The organism is Pseudanabaena cinerea FACHB-1277, from assembly GCF_014696345.1.
Classification (GTDB): Bacteria; Cyanobacteriota; Cyanobacteriia; order Pseudanabaenales; family Pseudanabaenaceae; genus Pseudanabaena; species Pseudanabaena cinerea.
This window is the reverse complement of record NZ_JACJPY010000049.1, coordinates 1-24,784: the sequence shown is the minus strand read 5'-3', so window position 1 is coordinate 24,784 and position 24,784 is coordinate 1. Positions and strand designations below refer to the sequence as shown.

The 24,784-nt window shown below is 44.1% G+C and carries 19 protein-coding genes and 2 pseudogenes; 6 read left to right on the top strand and 15 right to left on the bottom strand.

Annotated features, from left to right (window positions below; all coding sequences use genetic code 11):
- The first annotated feature begins 45 nt into the window (after positions 1 to 45).
- Complete coding sequence (gene idi, locus H6F44_RS14490) at positions 46 to 567, top strand: isopentenyl-diphosphate Delta-isomerase (protein ID WP_190351739.1); 522 nt, start codon at positions 46 to 48, stop codon at positions 565 to 567.
- A gap of 1 nt (position 568) precedes the next feature.
- Here the strand turns inward: idi and H6F44_RS14485 are convergent, their stop codons facing one another.
- On the bottom strand, positions 569 to 6,181 hold the full coding sequence (locus H6F44_RS14485; protein ID WP_190351738.1) for a hypothetical protein: 5,613 nt from the start codon (positions 6,179 to 6,181) through the stop codon (positions 569 to 571).
- A gap of 267 nt (positions 6,182 to 6,448) precedes the next feature.
- Between H6F44_RS14485 and H6F44_RS14480 the strand changes: the two genes are divergently transcribed.
- Positions 6,449 to 6,850 (top strand): hypothetical protein, encoded by a 402-nt coding sequence (locus H6F44_RS14480; protein WP_190351737.1) that lies wholly within the window; start codon positions 6,449 to 6,451, stop codon positions 6,848 to 6,850.
- Between the two features lie 62 nt (positions 6,851 to 6,912).
- Here the strand turns inward: H6F44_RS14480 and H6F44_RS14475 are convergent, their stop codons facing one another.
- The 3 genes and pseudogenes from H6F44_RS14475 to H6F44_RS14465 form a co-directional block, all read right to left on the bottom strand.
- A complete protein-coding gene (locus H6F44_RS14475; RefSeq protein ID WP_190351736.1) occupies positions 6,913 to 8,463 on the bottom strand; it encodes an iron uptake porin in 1,551 nt (516 codons plus the stop codon).
- Between the two features lie 356 nt (positions 8,464 to 8,819).
- Positions 8,820 to 8,990, bottom strand: a pseudogene (locus H6F44_RS24060) (carbohydrate porin); the annotation flags it as partial.
- On the bottom strand, positions 8,954 to 9,154 hold the full coding sequence (locus H6F44_RS14465; RefSeq protein ID WP_190351735.1) for a hypothetical protein: 201 nt from the start codon (positions 9,152 to 9,154) through the stop codon (positions 8,954 to 8,956). The gene H6F44_RS14465 and the pseudogene H6F44_RS24060, both read right to left, overlap by 37 nt.
- 288 nt (positions 9,155 to 9,442) lie before the next feature.
- Between H6F44_RS14465 and H6F44_RS14460 the strand changes: the two genes are divergently transcribed.
- Positions 9,443 to 10,144: a HEAT repeat domain-containing protein gene (locus H6F44_RS14460; protein ID WP_190351734.1), complete on the top strand. Its 702-nt coding sequence runs from the start codon at positions 9,443 to 9,445 to the stop codon at positions 10,142 to 10,144.
- Between the two features lie 52 nt (positions 10,145 to 10,196).
- Here the strand turns inward: H6F44_RS14460 and H6F44_RS14455 are convergent, their stop codons facing one another.
- Positions 10,197 to 11,360 (bottom strand): 1-deoxy-D-xylulose-5-phosphate reductoisomerase, encoded by a 1,164-nt coding sequence (locus tag H6F44_RS14455; protein WP_190351733.1) that lies wholly within the window; start codon positions 11,358 to 11,360, stop codon positions 10,197 to 10,199.
- A gap of 199 nt (positions 11,361 to 11,559) precedes the next feature.
- Between H6F44_RS14455 and ilvC the strand changes: the two genes are divergently transcribed.
- Positions 11,560 to 12,555, top strand: a complete 996-nt coding sequence (gene ilvC, locus H6F44_RS14450; protein WP_190351732.1) for a ketol-acid reductoisomerase — start codon at positions 11,560 to 11,562, stop codon at positions 12,553 to 12,555.
- Positions 12,556 to 12,646: 91 nt separating this feature from the next.
- On the opposite strand, the gene H6F44_RS14445 is transcribed toward ilvC, so the two are convergent.
- The gene (locus H6F44_RS14445; RefSeq protein WP_190351731.1) at positions 12,647 to 13,618 is read right to left on the bottom strand and encodes a hypothetical protein; all 972 of its coding nucleotides are present in this window, start codon (positions 13,616 to 13,618) and stop codon (positions 12,647 to 12,649) included.
- A gap of 2 nt (positions 13,619 to 13,620) precedes the next feature.
- Positions 13,621 to 15,114, bottom strand: coding sequence for an AAA family ATPase (locus H6F44_RS14440; RefSeq protein WP_190351730.1), 1,494 nt, complete (start codon positions 15,112 to 15,114; stop codon positions 13,621 to 13,623).
- 283 nt (positions 15,115 to 15,397) lie between these two features.
- Here H6F44_RS14440 and H6F44_RS14435 point away from each other — a divergent pair.
- A pseudogene (locus H6F44_RS14435) lies at positions 15,398 to 15,505 on the top strand (ketol-acid reductoisomerase); the annotation flags it as partial.
- Between the two features lie 145 nt (positions 15,506 to 15,650).
- A complete protein-coding gene (locus H6F44_RS14430) occupies positions 15,651 to 16,049 on the top strand; it encodes a hypothetical protein (protein WP_190351729.1) in 399 nt (132 codons plus the stop codon).
- A gap of 218 nt (positions 16,050 to 16,267) precedes the next feature.
- Here H6F44_RS14430 and H6F44_RS14425 read toward each other — a convergent pair whose 3' ends face one another.
- From H6F44_RS14425 to H6F44_RS14390, 8 genes are all read right to left on the bottom strand, one after another.
- Positions 16,268 to 17,350 (bottom strand): hypothetical protein, encoded by a 1,083-nt coding sequence (locus H6F44_RS14425; RefSeq protein ID WP_190351728.1) that lies wholly within the window; start codon positions 17,348 to 17,350, stop codon positions 16,268 to 16,270.
- Positions 17,351 to 17,510: 160 nt separating this feature from the next.
- Positions 17,511 to 18,233 (bottom strand): ribonuclease PH, encoded by a 723-nt coding sequence (gene rph / locus H6F44_RS14420; protein WP_242016583.1) that lies wholly within the window; start codon positions 18,231 to 18,233, stop codon positions 17,511 to 17,513.
- 50 nt (positions 18,234 to 18,283) lie between these two features.
- On the bottom strand, positions 18,284 to 18,688 hold the full coding sequence (locus H6F44_RS14415) for a hypothetical protein (protein WP_190351726.1): 405 nt from the start codon (positions 18,686 to 18,688) through the stop codon (positions 18,284 to 18,286).
- Positions 18,689 to 18,733: 45 nt separating this feature from the next.
- Entirely contained in the window at positions 18,734 to 19,393 is a 660-nt protein-coding gene (locus H6F44_RS14410) for a Na(+)/H(+) antiporter subunit B (RefSeq protein WP_190351753.1), read from the bottom strand.
- A 128-nt stretch (positions 19,394 to 19,521) separates the two neighbouring features.
- On the bottom strand, positions 19,522 to 20,736 hold the full coding sequence (locus H6F44_RS14405; RefSeq protein WP_190351725.1) for a class I SAM-dependent methyltransferase: 1,215 nt from the start codon (positions 20,734 to 20,736) through the stop codon (positions 19,522 to 19,524).
- Positions 20,737 to 20,801: 65 nt separating this feature from the next.
- A complete protein-coding gene (locus H6F44_RS14400; protein ID WP_190351724.1) occupies positions 20,802 to 21,371 on the bottom strand; it encodes an NUDIX hydrolase in 570 nt (189 codons plus the stop codon).
- Between the two features lie 89 nt (positions 21,372 to 21,460).
- Complete coding sequence (locus H6F44_RS14395) at positions 21,461 to 24,181, bottom strand: valine--tRNA ligase (protein WP_190351723.1); 2,721 nt, start codon at positions 24,179 to 24,181, stop codon at positions 21,461 to 21,463.
- A 257-nt stretch (positions 24,182 to 24,438) separates the two neighbouring features.
- Complete coding sequence (locus tag H6F44_RS14390; RefSeq protein ID WP_190351722.1) at positions 24,439 to 24,618, bottom strand: hypothetical protein; 180 nt, start codon at positions 24,616 to 24,618, stop codon at positions 24,439 to 24,441.
- Positions 24,619 to 24,784: the final 166 nt, after the last annotated feature.

Below are 24,784 nucleotides of genomic sequence, written 5' to 3'. Positions count from 1 at the left end.
TTGTACTACGTAAAACACCAATAGAATATATTCAAAGATTTAATAATGAGCAATCTATCCGCAGAACAGGTTATTTTGGTCGATGTTAACGATCGCCAGATTGGGGTCGCTGAGAAGTTGGCGGCGCACCAGTTAGGGCAACTGCACCGCGCTTTTTCCATATTTATTCTCAACTCGCAGGGGCAACTGCTATTACAAAAGCGTGCTAAGCATAAATATCATTCGGGCGGACTCTGGACAAATACTTGCTGTAGCCATCCGCGTCCCGATGAGTCGCTGGCGATCGCCACACAACGCCGCTTGTTGGAAGAAATGGGCATGACCTGCGAGTTAAAGGAACTGTTTAGCTTTATTTATCGGGCGGAATTAGATCAAGGCTTGATCGAACATGAATTTGATCATGTGTTTCTCGGCTATAGCGATCGCCCGCCTATTCTCAATCCTGAAGAAGCAGAGGATTGGCAATGGATTGATTTATCAAAATTACAAGCGGACATTCGCGATCGCCCCGAAGTCTATACCTATTGGCTTAGGGATTGCTGCGATCGCTTTATCAGTGCGCTGTAGATTAATCATTGGCGATAGCCAAAATTTCAGGAAACACCAGTGGCTCGTTTAATGATTGGCTCATATTGCTAATGACTGCTTGCAAATAGATCCGCAATTGCTGAAATTTAACCACGTTAGGCTGATAAGTACCATCGGTTTCTAGCTCAAACAAACGCCCTGCCAATAAATCATTGCTGAGGGTGGGATCTTCCAAGATTACCCCTTGCTCTGGCTCTTGCCAAGGGAACAGCCCATCGGGCAGATCGCCCTGCAAAATGGTCAATAGGCGATCGCGGCAAGCTTTAATATTCACGCCACGCATTTTTAACTGATTTAGCAATTGGGCAGAATTGATCGACTTAGTGAGATTAAGGCGACAAATTTCTTGCAATAGGAAGTAATCGGAATATTGCTGACGCGCCACATTATACATCTGTGAATAAAGTGGGGCTACGGCGAGTCCATCGGCGATCGCTGTCTTAGGTAGGCTTTCAATTTGAGCATTGGGTAGCTTTTGCGATAGCCAACGGGATAGGGATGGCATAGCCATTGTGCCACCCAATAGCAAAATCTGCGCCACATCTTCGCCTAATAGACCAGCATTGCTCAAGACATTATTCAATTCGCGATTGAGGCGCTTGATAAAGGGTTGCAAAATTAAGTTCTCTAATTCGCGGCGCATCACCAAAAGCGGATGTCCCATTAGTTCATCATTCCATTGCTCGCGGCTAGGGTCTTCACTAAAGGCAATTTTGACGCGATCGGCAAACTCTAACATCTGTCTTCCTAACTCAAAACCGCAGAGATATTGCTGGAGCAGTATCCGCAATTCTGGAGCAGGTGCGCCCACCTCTGGCAGACTGAGATGCTCAAGGTTGCAAAGATGGCGATGGGGATTGGTGATTAATTGCCAATGGGGATAGAACAGATGTATGACAATATCTTGATTGATGCCATTGCCCGCATAGTCAATGCTATGGACTTGGATCTTGGTAGCATCTACCCGCTCCTGCGGATTAACTGCGCCCTTCACCAAGCAAATGCTAGTCGTCAAGGCTCCTGCATCCATTAAGAGGGTAATTTGATTTGCTAATTCTTGATTATGGATTAAGGATAAAATTGGGGCGATCGCTTGCTCCACTGCCAAAACCTGTTCAGGTTGCTTGACTAGCCCTGCCTTCACGATCGCCTCACGGACATTGAGAATATAAGCGTCAGACCAATGATCGGGATAGCCAAACACCACACCACTCAGTTTTAGCAAAATCAAGCCCAAGTCTGGCAATTTGCCATGACTGGCACGGGTTTGGATCTGTTCTAACAGAGTTTTGAGAGCGCCCACCAACCAACGCAAATTCAATTGCTGTTGATCTGACCATTGAATGATCGGTTGCCAAGCACTGACCCCGCGATAGGGCAGTCCAATTTTGAGAAATTGCTTAAATTGATTGATGGCAATTTCGCCAGTTTCTAGCTCAAAGTTTCTTGATTTTTTGGTGACTACGCGCATATTGGCAGCGATCGGATCGTCAACTTGCTGACCAGTCGCCCAAGCTAACTGGCAGCTTAGTTCTTCACAATCATCAAGGGAGAGGGCATAAACCTTGTTGGTATTAGCATTGAGCAGACTGGCTCTAACTGCCACACTGCCAAAGTCGATGCCTAAAATCCAAGTGTCATCTAGGCTATAAACCTCTGGTGCTGGCGGTGCAGGAATGAGGGGATCGCGCTGTGTCTCGATGACAAGGGAGTCAATATCTAAGACATTTTCACTCGTGTCACTAATGGGCGCAACCGCAGACAGACCCATTTGTTGGCGGTGATCGTCAAGCAGTGGTTGATTAAAATTAAAAGTATCCAGATCATTCAGTAAGTTATCCCATTCTCTGCGACCAGAATCTGTGGACTGATCAGTTTGAGCGTCAGCAAATTGATTGAGTAGCAAGTCATCTGCATCAAGATTGCTATCATCAACTTCGTCATCGGCGATCGCCATCAAGTCCCCAGACAAATCACCATCGGCAACACCTGATTTATCAGCAAAGGCGCTCAGTTGTTCATATTCCTTTTCATATTCTAAGGAGGCAAAAAACTCATCTGCCGATAGCTCAGAGACTTGAGTAATAGGTTTAGCTTGAGAAGATATTTTTAGATTTCTTTGTTCTTGAGATAGTTTTGCCTCAAGCTGCTCTAGGGCCGCAGTCCAGTCATCTTCCCCATCATCGGTAACAGGCGAGGCGATCGCAGACTCGATACTAGACTCTAACACTGTTGCCATATCTTCCATTACCACAAAACTGGTAACTTCTGCCATCACTAAACTAGAGTCAGCATTATCTTCCTGAATAGTTTTATTTGTTGACGCAATCTCTTCTTCAGATGGCTCAAAGGCAAACATATCTTTGAGAATATCCGCATCTAGCTCCAGATTTTGCTCATCTCCACCAGGTGGAGTCTGTGTAAGGATATCTTGATCGATCGCCAATGTCTTGACGGTATTGGCAGTATTTAAAGACTGATGACTTTCAAGTTCTGTCGCAGGGTCGAAGCCAAATAGCAAGGTTTCCAGATCGCTTTCACTATCAAAATCAATGTCTAGATTTTGCTCTACACTTGCGATTGTCTGCCCTGTCAACTCCACTTCAAGATCAAGAATGGTATTGGCACTATCATCCGTAATATCATCAATAAACAGTGCGTTAGCATCTGCGGTAAATTGCTCGATTGGAGCAACTATTGCGCTAACAGATGGACTAATTGCACCGTCAACTGCTAAATTAGCCTCTGCATCCCCTTTGAATAATAAATCGAGTTCATCTCCAGTTTCAAAGGGATCATCCTGAGATTGCTTTGCCATGTTGTCCGCAATCACATCCGCAAAAATTGCATCCATCTCATCATCGATCGCGTCAGCAGACGAGCCTATATTTTCCGCCACTAGATTTGGGGAGGGGGCATCTGTCGATTCATCATCGAAGGCTTCATTTAACTCATTGAGAAATAGCACATCAGGATTCTCGATAATTGGAAAGATCTCAGATGCTTTAATATTCCCAACTTCATCAGGCTGCTCAGAGACTGCTTCTGTAGATGGAGCTGCTACTACGGGCAACTCTGGCACATTTTCAATTTGTAACTCCATAGCTTGGCGATCGCTATCAGTACTTTGCAGCAGAGTTTCAATAGTTTGTGGTTCTAAAGATAGGTCTTCTTCCCAATTGTTAACAGAGTAAGGTGTATTACGAATAAATTGATCAATGTTTGCCGCAATTAGGGGATCGATGCCCACGCCAGCATCCAAATGTTCTAAGTCAGAATTTAATTCATTGAATAGAGAATCTTCCCAATCAGGCGATTCCGCATCATCTTGATCCGCATTGTTGGCAAATAGAATTAGAGACTCATCAGAATCATCAGCTTGATCGCTGATAAGTTCGCGAAAGAATGGTGCATTAACTTTCTCACTGGCTCTTTCATTGGCTTTTGCTAAATTAATAGCACTAGGTTGAGCAAGCTGATTGGTTTGGCGATCGCCCTTAACATCGGGGGGGGTTTTAGAGGTAATGTTAATAGCTGAAGATGGACTAGTTGATACTAATAGTTCAGCCGTAATATCTTTAATTACGGAAATATTCGTTGCTGAACCTGTAGATTTACTTTCTAAAGGCAACTTTGCCATATCGATCGCATCATTTCCCAACCAAGATAGTAACTCTTCGTCTGCCGATATCTCCGCCAAGTTAGTGGGAGTCGGGCAATTGCTACTTTCATCTAGCCATTCCAAAAGTTCAGGATCTTCACCCCTAGGCATTAATTCATCATTAACAGGCACATCACTAACTGATTGCCCTCGCTCCAAGCCATTGCTCTCTAAATCATTGAAAGCCTGCTGGTTCTGCACTAGTTCTTCTAATTCCCTAACATCAGAAGCACTAGCCTGTTGATGTTCATCGTATAGACCAAAATTTTCAACTAGCTGTGTTGGAGCCTCAAGATCAAAGTCTGGATTAATTGTATTATCGGCAAAATAAATTTCCTGCGCTGATTCATCCGTCAGGGGATCAATTTCGGTGGTTACAGATTCCTCAAATAAGCTATCTGATGGGGCATCTAGTAATTTCTCGATACTCAGATTTTCAGCAGGGGCAGCGATCGCTAGAATATTTGACTCAATATTTGACTCAATATTTGGCTCAATATCTGAACTATCACTCTGCTCGATCTCAGAACTTAGCTCAATATTTGAACTATTACTCTGCTCGATCTCAGAACTTGGCTCAATATTTGGTGCAACTACTGCCAATCTAGGCTCAATAATTGTCTCCATATCCGCAGCAACTATTGTTTCGCCAAACTCGTTACCCGCCAATAAGGCACTAATTAGACTCTCGTCCGCAGGCTCTGGCACAGTCTCTAAATATCTAACAGGAATATCCGCAGGTAATTCGGGCAGTTGCACTGTCGGCGCATTAACTATTGGCGCTTCATTTTGAGCTTCATTTTGCTGACTAATGCGCTCTACCAAAGCACTAATTAACGCCTCACCCTTCTGCTCAAGGGTTTCCATATAGCTGATTTTGGTGGCGATCGCACTTTGATACTCTTGCATATCTTGCTCTAGGGACTGAAATGTAGAATTAAACATTTCATCTAGATGGGCTAAAAAGCGATCGCTTTGTGCTTGGACACGACTAGCAAACTCGGCATCATAACTGCTGGCACTGTTAGGAGTGGTATCTGTGACAGATGGGATAGGCGGATGCACGGTTTGCTGCACGGTTTGCTGTACGGTTTGCTGTACGGTCTGTTGTACGGTCTGTTGCACTGTATCCACAATCTGCTCACGCACATATTGATCAACCGATTGCAGCGATCGCCGCATTGATTCTTGCTGTGAGCTTTGAAATTCCTGAAATTGTTGCATCCAATTACTGCGATCGGACTCTAGTTTGGCAATTTCATCATTTAACCTTTGCTTTTGTTGATTTAACGAAGCTAACTCTTGGCTTATTTGCGATCGTTGCTGATTTTCCGCAATTTTGCTTAATCCTTGACTCAGGCTTTGATCAATACTTTGGTTTAGGCTCGCCGAAATCTCTCCCACCATCAACGCCCTTTCAACCGCCAAGGTCTGACTGACAATTTGCTGCACCGACTGCTGCACCGACTCTTTAACAACCTGTTGCAATGTCTGCTGAATTGCCTGTTGTAAAGAAGCAATCATGCGATCGTTGATAAATGTGGGGTTGGGGTCGGGCGTAGCATTGGTCATGGTGCTAGTCTCCTTAAATAAGTCAGGTTCCACGCTAAAAACATTGCCAGTAAGATTACTAGTCGGACTAACCAATGATGGGGGCAATGTCTCTAGTTTATCCGTTTTGAGCTGATTTGCGCTTTGGTTTATACCCTGTTGCTGTTGAGATTGCAGACGCTCTACCAAGGCTTGATATTCCTGTTCTAGATTGCCTAAATATGCGTCGTCGGTTAAGTTCTCAAGGTGCGATCGCAACTGTTTTAGCTGCTCCCTTTGATAGATCGTATCTGGTGACACCCTGCGTGACACAGAACCCACAGGACGGCTCAGCAATAGGTTAATTTCGTCAATTAAACTACTAATCACAGCTTTTGACATAATGCCCCCTAGATGACCTCCATATTTTGAGAGTAGCGATTAAAAAAGTAGAATTTTGGGCTACGATGTTGCGGCGCAAAGCGGCGCAATATCCTAACTTTAATGATCAAAAATGATCAAACAGGCAATCAAATGAGCTAAGCTCTGATGCCAAATTTGTTAGCAGACAATAGCACAATTTTTCCCAAATTTTTTGCTAATATCTTGACGACCTTTTGATAAACTTGCTCTTTCTTGATCTTTAACTTTTTTTGTGGGTATCTGGCAATGCTAAACGTCAAATTTGCTGACTTTTTCCCTAAATTACCCCAGACTTTTAAACAATCTCTGGTGACGGCGATCGCTGGGCTGTCATTTTTGGCGATCGCTTATCCTGCTTCGGCGGAACGCCGTGAGGTCGACATTCGCTTACTCGCCAATCGGGACGAGGGCTTTACGGTAATGATGCGAAAAGCGGAGATCTTAGCGCGATCGGCGGCTCAGCGCACCTTTGATCGTGAAGTCTTAGTTTCTAATGTATCCGTCAAAGTGACCGCCCAAAACCCTGATCTAGACAAAGCCGCCATTATTTTACAGTTACGAGTCTCGCGCCGTGATTGGGCAAGCCGCCCCGATCCCAAAATATGGGCAACCTATTTCCCGATGGCAAAGCGTCTAATTGGTATGTAGCCAAACAAAAAAGCCCCGCATTGCGGGGCTTTTTTGTTTGGCTAAATTAATAATCTAACAACCTAGAAGGAGAATACGGTTCTCAAAGTACCAACAAAGATAGTGCTGTTGGCGCTGGAGTTATTGGGGTTGAAGATGAATTGAACATCAGGAGTGATGCGGATATTGCTGGTGACAGGGAAGTTGTAGAACAATTCCAAGTTGGTTTGGGTTGCATTACCAACCTTGTTTTCGATGAAAGGTTGTCCAACAGCAATACCTGCCATTGCACCTTCCTTAAACAAGTCAGGGAATGCCAAACCAAACATCCAAGTTTGAGGGCTAAGATCAGCAGTAGCAGCACCAAGAATAGGTGTACGCTTGGTAGAGCCGAAGCCATAGCGACCAAACAATGCTGCACCCTTAGCAAACTTCCACTCAACATTTACACCACCCGCATTAATGTCGGTGTTAGCAACCGAGCCGTTGGTGTATAGCAACTTGAGGGCAAAAGGCTTTTCACCTTTGTCATTCTTAGGTGCAAATTCAAGTTCAGCAGTTGCTTGATAAGCATCACCAAACAAACCACCATTGTTAGCAGCAGTAGCAGCAGGTTGAGCGCCATTACCAGCCAAGTACAAGCCACGAAGGGTAAATGCACTCTTGCTAATATTCCAATCAAAGGCAGCACCAGCGCCACCAGTTTGGTTATTAACAAGAACGTGGAGAGGGTTGTTGATGAAGAAAGTAGAAACGAAATCAACTGCTTCATTGTTAGCGTAGCTGTTGGTGTCGATGTGATCATAGGCGTGCATCACAGGACCAACGGACACGCGAGCATCGGCAATGTTGAAGTCATAGCGCAACTTGGCAAGGGTAAATGTAGATCCACCAGCTAAGCCAGTGTAGTCTTGACCATAGGTTTGGAAACCGATATTGCTACCCGCAGGACCACTGCCAGCACCGAATGCAGTAGGAATATTGACAGTCCCATTACCAACTTCGAGTCTGGTCTTTAACAAGTCAGAGCCAGTAAAGCTGGTGTTGAGATCTAAGCGAACTCGGCTAGATACAAAGACGTTGGTGCTGGTTGGAGCGCCAGTATTACCACTACCGCCCTGTACGGACATGATTGCTTCGCCAGAGAGCTTGGTGGTGGTGGAGAACTGTTGAGCTTCGAGCTTAGCGGTCTTAGCGTCGAGGGCATCAACACGACCACGAAGGGTGGCAAGTTCAGCAGCAAATTCTTCTTGAAGCTTTTGCAAGGTGGCGAGGTCTTCTTTGGATACCTTGTCAGCCAAACCTGCGGAGATGATTTCGTTGATCTTGTCTAAGCAAGCATTCAAACCAGCAGCAAATTCATAACGGCTGGTGGCTTGGTTGCCACGGAAGGTGCGATCAGGGTAGCCAGCGATGCAACCGTAACGCTCAACGAGGGATTGTAATGCGGTGAATGCCCAGTCGGTAGGACGGACATCGCTGAGTTGAGATACAGAGGTAACGTTTTGAGCAACAGCATCGCTACTCATGGCTTGGCTGATTTTGGATACGTTGGTTTCAGCCATTGCGGGCATAGCGGCGATCGCGCCCAACAAGGTGATACCGCCAGCCAATTGCAAAGATAGTTTTTTCATATTCCACTCCTCACGAGAGTAAATTTTTTGTTTTAGGGGCTATGAGTTGGCGTTTTCCTAAGATTTTTTACTGATTTCAGGATAGACACTTTTTCTAAAGTAACTTCATATAGCGGTTGGTGCTGATAATTTGGTTACACAAGTCATAGATTATTTGTATCGTAGCACACAAGGATAAGGTTTTAGTTCACCCAACTGGCTTATTTTAACAAAGTCTAGGAATCAGATGGGGAAGCGAAGTCCTATTAAGCGGTTTTTGGGGCTGGCATTGTGGGGGGAGAACCTTATATATGTATGTGGTGAGATCCTAAATCATCACAAAAAGGGCGCAAAAAGGGCGCAAAGCGTGCCTTTCTTTAAAAACTAAAGACAGTTCTTAATGTGCCGATAATTAACGTGCTATTAGCGCTGTTGTTATTGGCGTTAAAAATCACTTGAATATCGGGAGTGATGGTGATGTTGTTGGTAATTGGAAATCTAATGAAAGCTTCTAGGTTGGTTTGCGTACTGTTGCCAACCTTGTTCTCAGTTGAGATACAGAGGTAACGTTTTGAGCAACAGCATCGCTACTCATGGCTTGGCTGATTTGGGATACGTTGGTTTCAGCCATTGTGGGCGTAGCGGCGATCGCGCCCAACATTGCGCCCAACAAGGTGATACCGCCAGCCAATTGCAAAGATAGTTTTTTCATATTCCACTCCTCACGAGCGTAAATCTTTTGTCTTAGGGGCTATGAGATGGCGCTTTCTCAGAAACTCTTTGCTAATTTCAAGACAAGCGGCTTTGCTAATATAACTTTAAGCAACGCTTTTCACTGCTAATTGAGTTACACAAATCATAAGTTATTTGCATCCTAGTGCACGAGGACGTAGATCTAAGAATTGAGTGACGAATCGAGGTGCGGGTCTAAGTACTATTACTCGATTCTTAGGTTTGATATCATTTTAATGGTTTTAATAGTTAGTTTTTAGGTTTTTCTATGTCTATTAGTTCAGATGCTCGCGATCGCCCCTTGCCCAATGCTCCCGATTTGACCGCCCTTGCCCAACAACTGGAGAGTGAAAATTCCCGCGATCGCCTCAGAGCTTTGGTATCTTTACGCAATTTGGAGCCTGAGCAGGCGGTTCCCCTCATTTTAAAGGTAATCGATGACGATAACCTGCAAATTCGCTCGATGGCAGTATTTGCTCTAGGTTTAAAGCATACAGAGGATTGTTTTCCGATCTTGGCAAAGATCTTGGAAACGGAAAATGACTATGGCATTCGCGCTGATGCGGCAGGGGCAATGGGCTACTTGCAGGATAATCGAGCTGTGGAGCCACTTTTACGTGCTTTTTATGAGGACACAGAATGGCTGGTAAGATTTAGCGCGGCGGTGTCGTTGGGCAATTTGGGCGATGGTAGAGCCTATGATGCTTTGATGCAAGCCCTTGATAGTGAAGAGACGATGTTGCATCAGGCAGCGATCGCTGCTTTGGGAGAGGTGGGGGATGTGCGCTGTGTGGATCGGATTTTGCGCTTTGTGCAATCGGATGATTGGCTAACCAGACAGCGTTTGGCGGAGGCTTTGGGGAACCTCAAAAGTGAAAAAAGTCTGTCAGCACTCAACTATTTATCTAAGGATGCCCATCCTCAAGTGGCAGTGGCGGCAGAATACGCTCTGAAAGCGTATAACCTATGAAACCTATGATTGGCGGCGTTAGCCGCCCATTATTCATTATTTCATTATTAGGTTATACGCTCACCATCACCTGCTCTAGTACGGTACTTCTTGCCCAGCGATCGGCTGCGAGAATGTCCTCTAATTCTGGATGTGATACGCAATCATGGCGATCGCATACATATTTAATTAGGTCAGCAATCTGGCTATAGCGAATCCGTTCTTGCAGGAATAGCTCTACCACTTGCTCATTGGCAGCATTGAGGACGGCAGGCATTGTGCCACCAGCGCGACCTGCGGCATAGGCAAGATCCATGCAGGGATATTTTTGATGATCGGGGGCGCGGAAGGTCAAAGTGCCGCATTTCACCAAGTCGAGGCGCTCCCATTGGGTGGGCAGGCGATCGGGATAGGATAGGGCATAGAGCAGGGGCAGGCGCATATCAGGGATGCCCAACTGCGCTAGTACTGAGGTGTCGGTGAGTTCGATCAAGGAATGAATGATGCTTTGGGGATGGATCACTATTTCAATATGATCGTAGTCAACGTCAAATAAATAATGTGCCTCAATTACTTCTAGCCCCTTATTCATCAGGGTGGCTGAGTCGATGGTAATTTTTTTACCCATTGCCCAGTTGGGATGCTTGAGGGCATCAGCAACGGTGACGTTAGTCATCTCGCTAGTGGGGCGATCGCGAAATGCCCCGCCCGAAGCGGTGAGAATGATCCGCCTTAGTCCATTTTCTGGCACACCCTGCAAGCACTGAAAAATTGCTGAATGCTCGGAGTCGGCTGGCAATAATTTTACGCCATATTTTTTGACTAGTGGTACGACCACTTCACCGCCAGCGATGAGGGTTTCCTTATTGGCAAGGGCAATATTTTTACCTGCTTTGATGGCGGCGATCGTCGGTAATAGCCCTGCACAACCGACAATCCCTGTGACCACTGCTTCGGCATCGCCATAGGCTGCCACGGTTTCAATCCCTTCTGCCCCTGCAAGCATGATCGGCGGTTGTGGCAAATCAGCGATCGCCTCCTTAAGTTCGCCAATTTTTCGATCATTGGCGATCGCCACAATTTCAGGCTGAAACTGTCGTATTTGCTGAGCAAATAAATCAATGTTGCCCCCTGCGGTCATGCCCACAATTTGAAATTCTTGAGGATATTCGGCAACAATATCTAGGGTTTGCGTACCAATCGATCCTGTGGAGCCAAGCAGCGTAATACGTTTCATAAAGGAAGGGTTTGTTAATTGTTTGTTAATATTTAATGCTTAATGATCAAAGTTTTGCATAGTTTTCTAAGCGATCGCCTTTTTAAAAAAATATTCCTTTAGATGTACGCCTTTTGCTAGACTAGAAAAACTGTTTATAGCTAATTGACAATAGAAATTACAACTTAGCTAAATTATTTGTCTTGGAGAAAACCACACTATGGCTCGGATGTACTACGACACGGACGCAAATCTTGAATTTTTAGCAGGTAAGACGGTTGCAATTATCGGCTATGGTTCTCAGGGTCACGCCCATGCCCTCAACCTCAAGGATAGCGGCGTGGATGTCATCGTGGGGCTATATGAAGGCAGTCCTTCATGGCAAAAAGCAGAATCTGATGGTTTAACCGTCAAAACCGTAGCTGATGCTTCGGCGGCGGCTGACCTGATCATGATTTTGCTACCCGATGAAACCCAAAAAGCGATTTACGCCTCAGAAATTGCCCCTAATTTAAAGGCTGGCAATACCCTTGCTTTTGCCCATGGCTTTAATATTCACTTTGCCCAAGTTGTCCCTCCTGCGGATGTGGATGTGATCATGGTTGCGCCCAAGGGCCCTGGACATTTGGTAAGGCGTACCTACACTCAGGGGCAAGGTGTCCCCGCCTTGTTTGCGGTATATCAAGATGCTACTGGACAAGCCCGCGATCGCGCTATGGCATATGCTAAAGGCATTGGCGGCACAAGGGGCGGCATCCTCGAAACCACCTTCCGCGAAGAAACCGAAACCGATCTATTCGGCGAACAAGCTGTACTCTGCGGCGGTCTGTGTGCTTTGGTGAAGGCTGGATTTGAAACCCTCGTTGAAGCTGGCTATCAACCCGAACTGGCTTACTTTGAATGTATGCACGAAGTTAAGCTCATCGTGGATTTGATGGTAGAAGGTGGTATGGCAAATATGCGCTATAGCATCTCGAATACGGCTGAGTATGGTGACTATACCCGTGGTCCCCGTGTGGTCAATGCGGCAACCAAGGCAGAGATGAAGAAAATTCTTTCGGAAATTCAGTCTGGTCAGTTTGCTCGTGAATTTGTATTGGAAAATCTATCGGGTAAGGCTGGCTTTACAGCAATGCGCCGCCAAGAGGCTGAGCATCAGATCGAAGCAGTCGGTAAAGATCTCCGCGCTATGTTTAGCTGGTTGAAGAAGATCTAGTTGATTTTTCAATAAAAAAGCGGCACAATGTGCCGCTTTTTTATTGGGATCAATGTTCTGTAAATTTAATAGGGCTGCGATCTTCTACCCATTAAGCAAATTTACGCAGCATTTTAAAAAAGTAAGGAATGTGATATTTCGCTGCTGCTTCATCATCGGTTTGTTTTGCATAGAAATTTCTAGCGATCGCTAATAGAAGTTGATTCCTATACAGAGAAACGTCTATATCCAATTCATCACTTGGTTTAATTTGATGCCAATATTCTTTAGCTTTTCTGATGGTTAGTAAACTAAAAACTAGCTCATGCTTTCTTTCTTCATCCGTAGTATTTTGAAACTCGTTAATCCAGCTATCTCTCAATTTATCTGCATCACTAAAATTCAATCCGTTACAATGACAAATTCGAGAACAGGCAATTTCAAAACTATTTTTTAAATCAGAATCACTGCTGATATCGTGAGACATAGAAATATAAATATTGTTGAGTAACAATTGGCTGTTTTTATAAAATGGAGGATTGATTTGTTCATCAAATAGTGATTGAAGTACTGGAATTAGAAAGTATGCCTCTTTGTGAATTAATCCTGTAGTCCATATTTCATGATCTAGCTCTGAATTAAGAGTATTGATTTTACCACTTTGATAAAGGTTAGAGAATATTTGCTGTGTATCAGTAAAGTGATAATTATTAATCTTTTTTATTTGAATATCTAAATCTACTAAAGCAAAGATTTTCTTGGGATGATTGTATTCAAGATAATTGTACTGATTATTTGTATCTTCTTTGATCATCTCTCGCAAAGTAAAGTATGTATCTAAAACGTCGTTGCGATCGCCGCAGTTAAAAAAGCATGGTCTAAGGTTGCTCCAAGGTTTGGGAACGCAGGCACTATAAAAATTTGCATCTGGAAAGTTTTCCATTTTTTTATAGTACAGAGGAGATAATTTACCATTTTCTTTATAAACATCACCTTCACACAGAATAATAATTTTGTTTCTAACTCTGCTATCACTTAAAATAAACTTGCAGTGTTGTTCTAATTCTTCCTTACTTAAACTCATAACTAATCACTACGTCTTTCTGTAAGTTTTGGCTCTAATATTTTTACATGGGAAGGTGTTAAGGCGTTACACAATTCATAGGAATGGGTAGCTAATATATATTGATTACTTGGCTCCCATTCAAGTAAGTCAGAGACAATCTGATACTGCCAATCTGGATGCAATGCAAGATCTACTTCATCCATTAATACAATTGCATCTTTAATATTGTTGTGCTTTATCCAAACATAGATACTTAACCTTTTTAGCTCTCCATGACTTAAATCTTCTGGTTCTAGTTCAACTGTTTTGCCATATATTTCTTTAGTAAAGGTTAATCCTGAAAAATCTGATCTTAAATTAACTTTTTTGTCTTGAAGTAAAAGCCTCAAATCTTTTAGTACATTTTGATAATTATTACCGTATTCACCTGTCTCTAGCGCTTGTCTAAAATCTTGATCTCTTGCAGTCTTAAAATATTCAATGAGTAAGTCAACTGCTAAGAAATCGTATGTAAAAAGTCCAGGTAATTTATTATTTGATTTACTTAGTAATGAATAGTACTTATCCCTATCTAAGAAAAGAGATCTTCTTGATGGTTTAGATAGGAACAAGAAAACTTGAGTTGATGGAGCAGCTAAGAATATTCTGTTTGATAGCTGGTTGAAGAATTGATGAGCTGAGTCAATTCTTAAATCTTTTACATTACAAAGTAAGGCTAAATTATCTGATGAATTATCTGTAGCAATGTAGTCAGATATATATATTATATTATCTTTTCTTAGTTTAGCCTTTAAAAGGTCTATCTCAGCGTTCAGTTCCTTTATTTTAAAGTCAGTTGTTCTTTGACTTTTTATTAAGTTAGATTTTGCTTGTTCAAGTTTGAAATTTAACTCTGAAGATAGCTTATCCATATCTTCTATTTCCAAAAAAATATCTAGTTCCCATAGTTGCGCTCGTAACATTTCTATAAGTAATGATTTAGTTGAATCATCAGGTTCACTGTCTATAGGAGCATATGAAGCTTGTGGATTTAATAACTCAGGATAATTAGAGTCTATTTTTTTTATGCTCTCCTGTAGTAGTTTTAACTTATTAGATAAATTATTTAATTCATTCTGGAAAGTCTTTGATTCTGTAAACACAGAAAACTTTGTTCTTATTTCTTCTATTTCTCTTTCAGCAGTATTTGATGCTTGTTGAACGACATAATCTTTGCAAACGAAAAATTCTAATTTTACTGTATTTTGGTTATCCCAAATATCAATAATAGCTAATATTCTTTTATCTTCATCTTTAGGCAAATTAAATCCATGAAGCAGATTTTTTAAAGCAAGCAAACTATCAGAATTAGCTGAGCAATATAACAATATAAAAACCAACTGCAATAAAGTACTTTTGCCGCCGCCGTTTTGGCTGCCGAGGGGGAAAACTCTAGGGTTAAAATCTTTCTCAAAAGTAATGTCTACATCCTTGAGAACTCGAAAATCGGGAACTTGAACTCTTTGTAAGTGCATATAGACTCCTGTTGCTTGCTTGTAATCGCTTAATTAACTGATTCCTGCTCAATGAACTTTATGGTATCCGACAAAATCTCATCGCGATCGCCTATTCTGCTTTGTTAGTGTAAGTCTTTGCTTGTGGTTGATTAGAGTCTAGAGCGAGATTAGAGATACGATTGCTTTTTTGTCTAAATAACTTGCTTACCATTATGACATCTCTATAGCAATCTTTGTGGATTATCATGATCGTAAATATTTGTGGGAGCATCTTTCATAATGTATCTCGACATTAGCCTTGGCGGTATATCAAGATGCCACTGGACAAGCCCGCGATCGCGCTATGGCATATGCTAAGGGCATCGGCGGCACACGCGGCGGCATCCTCGAAAACACCTTCCGCGAAGAAGTTCATAAATCGACTTGCGAAATTCTTGTAGTTTCTGGTAAATCATGGTAATCAATGTCAATTGGCTTTATTGAGCATTGCTCCTTTGGTAGTTTGTCTCAAGTACTTTATGCCTTTCTTTCCATCTTTTTAGTCTAAATTCCAAATGGGTAATCTCACAATCATTAGCGAAACAGGCTTTCCCCATGCTGCTTGCTTATTTGAGTATGCAGAGATCAAAATTTGGTGCGGATTTAAGCCGAAAATCCCTAAATTTCCAGTATTTTGGGGCTACGTTGATCATTCTGATCGCGCAATCTATATCAAGAAATCCATCCGCTTTGAAGTACCCGATCGCATCTTACAAGAAGCGATCGCTATCCTAGAAGAGAAGTATACTAATCGCTGGTTCTCTATCTGTTGGGGAATTAATTGTATCGACTTTGCGATCGAGGCAGCTAGGCTATGTAAATTAGAAGTTCCTGCGCGACAAAAGTTATTACCCTGCCATTTGATTGATGATTTGAGCAAGATTAACAACACTAGTACAAGGCGACTAAATTGAAGTTACTATAGCAAGAAAAAAAGCGGGAGAGAAGCAATTGGGTATCAAGAGTAAGTGCGGTATTCTCAAATCCATGCAGACTAGGACTGATTTCTTAACCGATGAAACTCATCTTTTGTAGGGCTGTGTCCCGCTCCAGCCCGAGACCTTAGCTATCTCAGGAATTCTATCTGTGTAAGATGAGTTAAGAAATGGCTAAGCCACTTCTTAATTTAGAATTACTTATTAGCCGATAGTTGGCGGTAAGCTCTAGAGACGAGTTGATCGTTGACAAAAGTGGCATTGAGACTTAAATCAGGACTAGACCAGCTAATGATTACGGCGCGATCGCCATATTTATGATCAATACCTAAAGGCTTGCCATCAGAGCCTAAAATGCTGGCAACTTGGTCATAGCGCATTCCCCTTGTTAAACAGACATAATTTTTGAGATTTACCGCAGGATTGCCGCAGCGATATTGAGCATTGGTCATATTGCTGTCATAGTGCTGCTGAGGTAACAGCGCCAAGTTGAAGGAAGGTGGCGATAGAGCTTCAATCAACCAGAAGGCAGCGATCGCCATGACCGCAAAAATTAGGACATCCTCGATGATTGCCCTTACCAAATTACGCTGGTGGCGGCGCTTGATTTGTTGTGCCTTTTCCTTAGTCCATGTCTCCCAAGGGAAGGTATCGACCCATTGCAGGGTCTGCTCGAAACGGGCGATCGCGATATCTTTGACCGCGATTAAAGTGCCTCTAGGATCGCGAATGGTGAGGCGGCTAGTGGTTTGGGCGGCGGCGATCGTCTTGGGATCGGTGAGCCAACCATAGGCAGCCTTGGCAAGATCGGCAATCTTTGCTTTGCCCTTGCTAATGGCACTACCTGATCTGCGATTTAGGTTCTTTTGGCTCCTTTGGTTCTTTTGACTTAGTGACGATCGCTTAGGTTGACGGGCAAGAGCAGAATTATTTGCAACAACATTAGCCACAGGCGCGGTCAACAATGGAATGTCCCGCCCCTGCGTGAGCATTGGTACTGATTCCCCAATTAAATAAAACTCCCATTCAATCCGCCTTGCGCCCAATAGTTGTAAGCGATTGAAGTAACGATCTAGGATTTGTGTAAATTCATTGAGGCGATCGCGATCACCATCGGCACTAATGAGCGTAAAAGCAATGGATAGAATCTGCTGCTCAAACTTAAATTCAGTTTGCTCTGCCGCCACTAGATCCATGTAATCGGAAGCAAGACTGGTCAGAATATATTGTAACTTCTGCCAATTCTGTTTGTCTTCAAGATTTAATCGCACTGCCTTCATAACTTTTCCTCATCGGACACATTTTTGTGTCACTGCACTGTCTATGCTTTTCACAAGCAGGATATTACCCAGTTAGCAAGTTTTATTAACATCCTATTAAAAACCCCAAGAAATTTAGAGCATTGGTGCTTCGCGCCAATGCTCTAAATTTTTTGGGGTTTTAAGTTAGCGACAAGCGCAACAACTCGCTAATACCTTTTTCTGCCACATCCAGCATTTGATTAAGCTGCGATCGCGAAAATGTATCGGATTCGCCAGTACCCTGCACCTCAATCAATTTGCCTTGGCTATCCATAACCACATTGAGATCCACCGACACCGCCACATCTTCTTGATAGTTGAGATCTAAAATTGGATGCCCATTAATTAGCCCCACTGATACCGCCGCCACGGATTTGATAATGGGATTACGGCTAATTTTACCTTCATTTAATAGGCGATTGCAGGCATCTTTGAGGGCAATAAAGCCGCCCGTAATGCCGCCCGTGCGCGTGCCGCCATCCGCCTGAAGTACATCAATATCAATATTAAAAGTGTAATTGGCGATCGCGGTCATGTCGATCGCTGCCCGTAAACTGCGCCCGATTAACCTCTGGATTTCCTGCGTTCGCCCCGACAGCTTCATCAGTTCTCGCTCCTGTCGTGGCATCGTGGAGGCAGGTAGCATCCGATATTCGGCTGTCAGCCACCCCTGATTGCTACCTAGCAAAAATTTGGGTACACCCTCAGCGATCGACACCGTGCAAATTAATTGCGTATTGCCAAACTTGGCTAACACCGATCCCGCAGGGGCAGAGGTAAAGCCTCGTTGCAAACTTACAGGACGCAGTTGATCCCAAGCTCGCCCCTCGGCACGTTGCCATTTTTCCATAGTTACGCTCATAATTTACAGTGCAATTTTTGCCCGTCATGGCAAAGCCGTGATGGACAAACTTAAGACAGATAAAACTTATAGCTCACGCCGCCATCTTCAGTAACATTAAAATCAGCATTCAATTGAGCCGCTTTTGCGTCTAAATATTGCTTTGCTTCATCTAGGGTTAACTGATTGGCGATCGCAAAACTAATTGCCGTAATGCTACCGTCATTAGCCTGCAATGTCGTTAAAAAGTTAAATTCAATCTGCCTTTGCCGTACTTCCTTGAGATCATCATGCCTTTTTCGCTGCTTCAAAACCAACCAAGTTCCCGCAGCTATTGCAGGAACTCCGATGATAATTCCCCCCATAGCCGCACTGCGATCTTTTGGGGTAGAATCTTTGGTCGCCAAAGATGAAACGGTCACGGTCAAAAATATAAATCCAATAGAAAAGAAGATACCTGCAAATATGTTCTGCATAGGTCGCAACCATAAGTCTTAACGACAATAATAACGCTGTCATTATTACAATAAACCGCGATAGCGAATAAAAACTAATACGACTGACCATGAGCCTAACGCCACCTTGATCGCCACCAATATATTCAGGATTGGGATAATACCGCCACTAAATAGGTCGCCCATTTGTCCGTGGGGCAGTTCTATCCCTGAGAGGGTAACTACTGATAGAACAATAAAAATCAATACTGATACCTTTTCCCAAGTGGCGGCGTGCCAACGTTTATAAACATTTTGTAATCTTTCGGGAGACGAAGTAATTGCAATTAAGCCGATCGCTGTGCCACCCGCCACACCTGCCGCAAAGCCTCCTCCTGGGCTAAGGTGTCCACGGATTGCGAGTTCGATACCGACTAGGGCGGCGACTGTTGCCCCTAGTTGAGCAAGGACAATGGAAGTCTGATCGGTAAATTGATAAATTCGGGTAAAGGGTTGCTCATTAGCCATCAAAAAATTTGCCCCCATAATTGCGATCGTGAAAACGATTACTTCAAAAATTGTGTCATAGAGGCGATTGCGAAATATAATACCCGACACCACGTTACTCACGCCGCTATCTTTGGCGATCGCCTCAACGATTGAGAAGGGCAAACGCGGTGCTGGGTTTGCTAGGAATAGCATTTTTAGCACAAATGCTATTCCTGCGGCGATATAAATCCATTTTATCCATTTCATATGTGAAAACCGTTTATTACGGACAAAGTGAAAACTGAAGACCAAAAATCATGAACTGCCCCTGTTTGTAACATGACTAACTGAAAGTTGCCATGAAAGGGACTTTGCACCTTTTACTTTTAGCCCAATACAATTACCTGCAATTGTTGTAGCGATCGTACATCATCCAAGGAAAGATTGGGAGAAACATTCACCGCAGCGAGAATTTCGGCGACATTTTTTTGGCGATCGCAGCCTAATAAAAATTGCCACTGAGCATCACTGAGCTTCACAATTTGATAATTGTAATCAAAGAAGTTGGGACTCTCTTGCCAGCCATAAATACAGGGGCTAGGTTCAGGGATTGCTGCTAATAGCTCGGATTCAATTTGCCAATTTTGCTTAGATAGAGGTGGGCGACTTAAAAAGAATTCATAATGGGAAATTGTGTGGGGATCAAGAACCTCTAGCAGTCGATATTTTTGGCGATCGCTTAGTCCTTGCAGCCGTTCCATCAGATCGGGAACCTTGCCAATGAGTCTCTCCAAGTTCCAAACTTGGGGATTGGAAAAGCCCAAGAAATCTAAGCCCGAAGCATCGATTAATTCAAATAGAGTATTGATATTGTAATCAATCTCCTGCGGATGCACATACATATCGGCAAAACAGGCATCCTGCTGGTTTTCCATTGCCCAACGCTCCTGCTCGCGGCGGCGCAAACAATTGGTTTCGGGCAATGTGGCAAATAGCGATCGCCCCACCTGCACGCCATCGGCATAGTCGCCACGGCGATCGCCCTGCAACAAAGCAATCGCCTCCTGCATCAAGCCAATTTCCCAACGTCCTAATTCGCTATAGACAAATATATGTAGCAATCCTCCTGGGGCGAGCTTACTTGCCAATGCCTGAATGCCACGAATGGGATCGGCGGTGTGATGCAAAACGCCCACGGAATTAATTAGGTCAAATTCTCCTGCTAGTTGATCGACATCAAACAAACTCAGGTGATGAAACGCCACCCGATCCGCCCGCGATCGCCGACAGCGCTCTTGTGCCACTGCCAAAGTCCCTGCGCTAATGTCAATGCCCACCACCGATGCTTCAGGATTGAGATGCACCAAATATTCTGTACTCACACCCGAACCGCAGCCTGCATCAAGAATGCGAATATTTTGGCGATCGGGCTTCTTGCCTGTACAAAAACTATAGGCAGCTTGCCAATTCCAGCGCCAGTTATACCCTGGGGGTGGCTCATCTAGAAATGGTTCGGGAGGGAAGGGGTAGACATTGTAGAGGGAGGCAACGGTATCAGTGACTTCACTGATTTGATCGGGGTTAATGGGGGCTTTAATCATTGGCTGTTGCAAATTATCGGGCAAATTTGTCAGTTAATCAGGTAAAAGTAGTGGTAATCTCAATCCTACAGCACCATTGTCGATGGTGATCTGCTTAATGCTAAATAAAATGCGGTAATTGACTTGGCATCTAGGCTGCTGTCAGCATCAGGCGATCGCAGTAATGCTTCTATCTCATCCCGACTCAACAGCACAACTTCAATATCTTCATCCACATCCTGAGCAGGGGGATGTTCTAGTTTAGTGAGTGTCTCGGCTAAATAGGCGTGAATTACCTCATCGGAATAGCCTGGGCAAAGATAAAACCCGCCTAGATATTGCCATTTGGCAGCACTATAACCTGTTTCTTCTTCCAATTCCCGTTTGATGGTGACATCATGCCCTTCGCCGACCTCTAATGTGCCAGCAGGAAATTCCAATAAATATTTCTGAATGGCAAATCGATATTGTTTAACAAGAATAAATTTACCATCTGCGGTTACGGGAACTGCTAAACCTGCCCCAGGGTGCTTGATGTAAGAATATTCACCAATGACTCCATTGGGTAACTTGATGCGATCGACATGAAAGGAGAATTTGGAGCCTTGGTAACTGAGGCGATTTTTAAGAATTTCTGAAGGTACTAACTCTGACATGGGTATGAGTTTAAAGGTTTGTGATTATTCTATACTTCATTTGCCTCTTGTATAGCTTATCGGCGCTTCGCGCCGACAAGCTATTGACTCTAGCTATTTCCTTGCAACTGCGCTAGACGTGCCTTGAGAATCTCTTGCTGCTTGAGAGATTCCGCTAGTTCGGCTCTGGCGGTTGCCACCACTTCAGGGGGCGCTTTTTTGACATAACCTTCGTTATTGAGGCGGTTTTGAGAAGCGGCGATCGCTGCCTCTAGCTTGGCGAGACTGCGTTCTAATTTAGCCGTCAGTTGGGCAATATCCACCACGCCAACTAGAGACACAATCACCTGCACCGTGCCAATTACACCCGCGATCGCTTTCTCTGTATCCTTGCCGCTAATTGCCTCCACAATAGCCATGTCTTCCACCCTTGCCAGATCGAGAATGTAACTTTTGGCAGCCGCCAGCAGCGATCGCTCCCGTTCGTTTTCTGATTGCAAGATTACCGTTAATTTAGCACTAGGCTTGATTTCGGCTTCAGCACGAAGATTGCGAATTGTACGAATTGTGCCGAATAGCAAATTGAACTGTTCTTCTAATTCGGGATCGATGGAGGCATTGTCCAGTGAGGGATAGGGTTGAATGGCGAGAACGGGACGATCGCTTGATGGTTCGCTAGTTCCATAGGTGAGCAGTTGCCAAATCTCTTCGGTGACATGGGGAACAAAGGGATGCAATAGCCGTAAAACCCCATCAAGGACGAGGCTAAGGGTTTGGCGCACCCTATCGCGAGACTGGGGATCGGCGCTCTCTTGCAGACGCGATTTCACCAATTCAATATACCAATCGCAAAAGTCACCCCAAAAGAATTCATAGAGACTGCGGGATGCTTCACCGAGGCTATAGGCATCAAGCTGTTCGCGCACTTGCAAAATGGTTTGATGGTAACGGGACAAGATCCAGCGATCGGCAAGTTCTAGATTTTCATTAGGAATTATAGCGCTGTGATGATTGCCATCCAAATTCATAATCACAAACCGTGAGGCATTCCATAACTTATTGGCAAAGTTTCGCGCTGTCTCCACCGTTGTCGATTCATCGGTTTTGCGATTGTAATCAAGGCGAATATCCTGTCCTGCCCCCGTCACTTCCTTGACGAGGGAATAACGCAGCGCATCGGTTCCATACTTGTTAATCAGCAATAAAGGATCGATGCCATTATTCTTGGATTTAGACATCTTTTGATTATTTTCATCGCGCACCAATCCATGAATGTAAACCGTATGGAAGGGCATTTTACCCGTGAAATAACCTGCCATCATCGTCATCCTTGCCACCCAGAAGAAGATAATGTCAAAGCCTGTTACCAAAACACTCGTGGGATAGAAGGTTTGAAAGTCCGCAGTTGCTTCTGGCCAGCCTAGGGTGGAGAATGGCCATAAGCCCGATGAGAACCAAGTGTCTAAAACATCAGGATCGCGCTCTAGGGTGACATCTGCACCAAATTTTGCTTGAGCTTGTGCGTAAGCTTCCGCTTCGGTCTTAGCCACAAAAATTGTGCCATCGGGGGCATACCATGCAGGAATCTGATGTCCCCACCAAAGCTGACGGGAAATGCACCAGTCCTTAATGCGGACTAGCCAATCGCGATAGACCTTACCCCAGCGATCGGGAACAAAAGTGGGGGAATTATGCTGATCGAACTGCTCTAGAGCATTGTCGGCGAGGGGCTTGATTTTGACGAACCATTGAATGGAAAGTAATGGCTCAACGGGAACCTTGCCACGTTCGGAATAGGGAACACTGTGGGTATAGTCTTCAATCTTTTCCACTAACCCCAATGATTCTAACTTTGCCACCACATTCTTCCGCGCCACAAAGCGATCCTGCCCTTGAAATTCGCCGCCATTTTCATTAACGGAACCATCTTTATTGAGAATATTGATCAAGGGTAAATTATGGCGCTGTCCCATCTCAAAGTCGTTGGGATCATGGGCGGGTGTGATCTTGACGCAGCCACTACCAAAGGTGCGATCGACATATTGATCAGCAATGATGGGAATTTCACGATTCATGATGGGCAGCATCACCGTTTTGCCGATGAGATGCTGGTAGCGATCGTCTTCAGGATTGACAGCCACTGCCGTATCACCGAGCATGGTTTCGGGACGGGTGGTCGCTACGACCAAGTGACCAGAGCCATCGGCAAGGGGATAGCGAAAGTTCCACAGATGCCCTTGGACTTCTTTGCTATCTACTTCTAAATCTGATACGGCTGATTGGGAAGCGGGACACCAATTAACAAGATATTCGCCCCGATAGATCAAACCTGCATCATAGAGTTTGACAAAAGCTTCAGTTACGGCATTAGAGAGTCCTGCATCCATCGTAAAGCGTTCCCTCGTCCAGTCTGCCGAAGCACCTAGCCGCCGCAACTGCGAGACAATTGTGCCACCTGATTCGGCTTTCCATTGCCAAGCCCGTTCTAAAAATTTTTCGCGCCCAATTTCTTGGTTGGTCTTGCCTTCTGCCTTGATCTGCTTATCGAGAATGGTTTGGACTGCAATACTGGCATGGTCAGTACCAGGCAGCCAGAGGGTGTTAAAGCCGCGCATCCGATGGTAACGGATCAAAATATCGATCAATATTTCCTGAAAAGCATGACCCATGTGCAGACTGCCCGTGACGTTTGGCGGCGGGATCATGATGCAGTAGGGGGGGCGATCGCTGTTTGACTCTGCCACAAATACGCCGCTATCTTCCCAATATTTTTGCCATTTAGTTTCGGCTTCGAGGGGGTTATATTGTTTAGGAAGTTCGGTCGTACTCATAACAGGTGCAGCAAAGGGTATAGGTTTTGATTGATATGCAGCAAGTATCTTAGCACTTAAATTTACTAGCGCGATTGTCAAAGTGTCACCCGATCGCTAACAAACTAATTAGCATCATGCGCTACACATTGCGCGATCGCCATGACGCTATAAAATGTAATGCGAGTTACCTGCGAAAAACAAGAGTTTTTCAATATGGGACTCTCACACATCTAAATTACATCTAAACTGAATGGCGATCGTGACAGCATTCATGGCTATTCTCTGCCAAGGTTGAACAGTTGACGCAGAAAAGCAGCAAGCGCAGCGAGGGCGATCGCTCCTGAGATGGAATAACTAATGGGCATGATTAGGGGCGTGACATCGAAATTGGGGTTAGAGTTGGTGGCGATCGCTTGATTTGCGACCTGTTTTTGCACTTGATTTTGGTTACTCATATTTTTGAATTGTTTTTAATTGCTTTGACAATTCCAAGAATCTCAAATTAAGTTTGGAGATTAATAGACCTGTTGGGAAATAAAAGTAAAGTACAGAAAGGGTTTTACTTTTTCCATCCATTTTTAAGCAGAATCTAAATAGAAGTTCCATAAACCAGCAGCATTC

Bases quoted from the DNA above. Each gene is read 5' to 3' on its own strand.
- H6F44_RS14405 (WP_190351725.1), bottom strand. From the start codon at position 20,736: ATGATTAAAGCCCCCATTAACCCCGATCAAATCAGTGAAGTCACTGAT.
- H6F44_RS14395 (WP_190351723.1), bottom strand. From the start codon at position 24,181: ATGAGTACGACCGAACTTCCTAAACAATATAACCCCCTCGAAGCCGAA.
- H6F44_RS14430 (WP_190351729.1), top strand. From the start codon at position 15,651: ATGGGTAATCTCACAATCATTAGCGAAACAGGCTTTCCCCATGCTGCT.
- H6F44_RS14475 (WP_190351736.1), bottom strand. From the start codon at position 8,463: ATGAAAAAACTATCTTTGCAATTGGCTGGCGGTATCACCTTGTTGGGC.
- H6F44_RS14465 (WP_190351735.1), bottom strand. From the start codon at position 9,154: ATGAAAAAACTATCTTTGCAATTGGCTGGCGGTATCACCTTGTTGGGC.
- H6F44_RS14460 (WP_190351734.1), top strand. From the start codon at position 9,443: ATGTCTATTAGTTCAGATGCTCGCGATCGCCCCTTGCCCAATGCTCCC.
- H6F44_RS14390 (WP_190351722.1), bottom strand. From the start codon at position 24,618: ATGAGTAACCAAAATCAAGTGCAAAAACAGGTCGCAAATCAAGCGATC.
- H6F44_RS14440 (WP_190351730.1), bottom strand. From the start codon at position 15,114: ATGCACTTACAAAGAGTTCAAGTTCCCGATTTTCGAGTTCTCAAGGAT.
- H6F44_RS14400 (WP_190351724.1), bottom strand. From the start codon at position 21,371: ATGTCAGAGTTAGTACCTTCAGAAATTCTTAAAAATCGCCTCAGTTAC.
- idi (WP_190351739.1), top strand. From the start codon at position 46: ATGAGCAATCTATCCGCAGAACAGGTTATTTTGGTCGATGTTAACGAT.
- rph (WP_242016583.1), bottom strand. From the start codon at position 18,233: ATGAGCGTAACTATGGAAAAATGGCAACGTGCCGAGGGGCGAGCTTGG.
- ilvC (WP_190351732.1), top strand. From the start codon at position 11,560: ATGGCTCGGATGTACTACGACACGGACGCAAATCTTGAATTTTTAGCA.
- H6F44_RS14485 (WP_190351738.1), bottom strand. From the start codon at position 6,181: ATGTCAAAAGCTGTGATTAGTAGTTTAATTGACGAAATTAACCTATTG.
- H6F44_RS14455 (WP_190351733.1), bottom strand. From the start codon at position 11,360: ATGAAACGTATTACGCTGCTTGGCTCCACAGGATCGATTGGTACGCAA.
- H6F44_RS14425 (WP_190351728.1), bottom strand. From the start codon at position 17,350: ATGAAGGCAGTGCGATTAAATCTTGAAGACAAACAGAATTGGCAGAAG.
- H6F44_RS14445 (WP_190351731.1), bottom strand. From the start codon at position 13,618: ATGAGTTTAAGTAAGGAAGAATTAGAACAACACTGCAAGTTTATTTTA.
- H6F44_RS14415 (WP_190351726.1), bottom strand. From the start codon at position 18,688: ATGCAGAACATATTTGCAGGTATCTTCTTTTCTATTGGATTTATATTT.
- H6F44_RS14480 (WP_190351737.1), top strand. From the start codon at position 6,449: ATGCTAAACGTCAAATTTGCTGACTTTTTCCCTAAATTACCCCAGACT.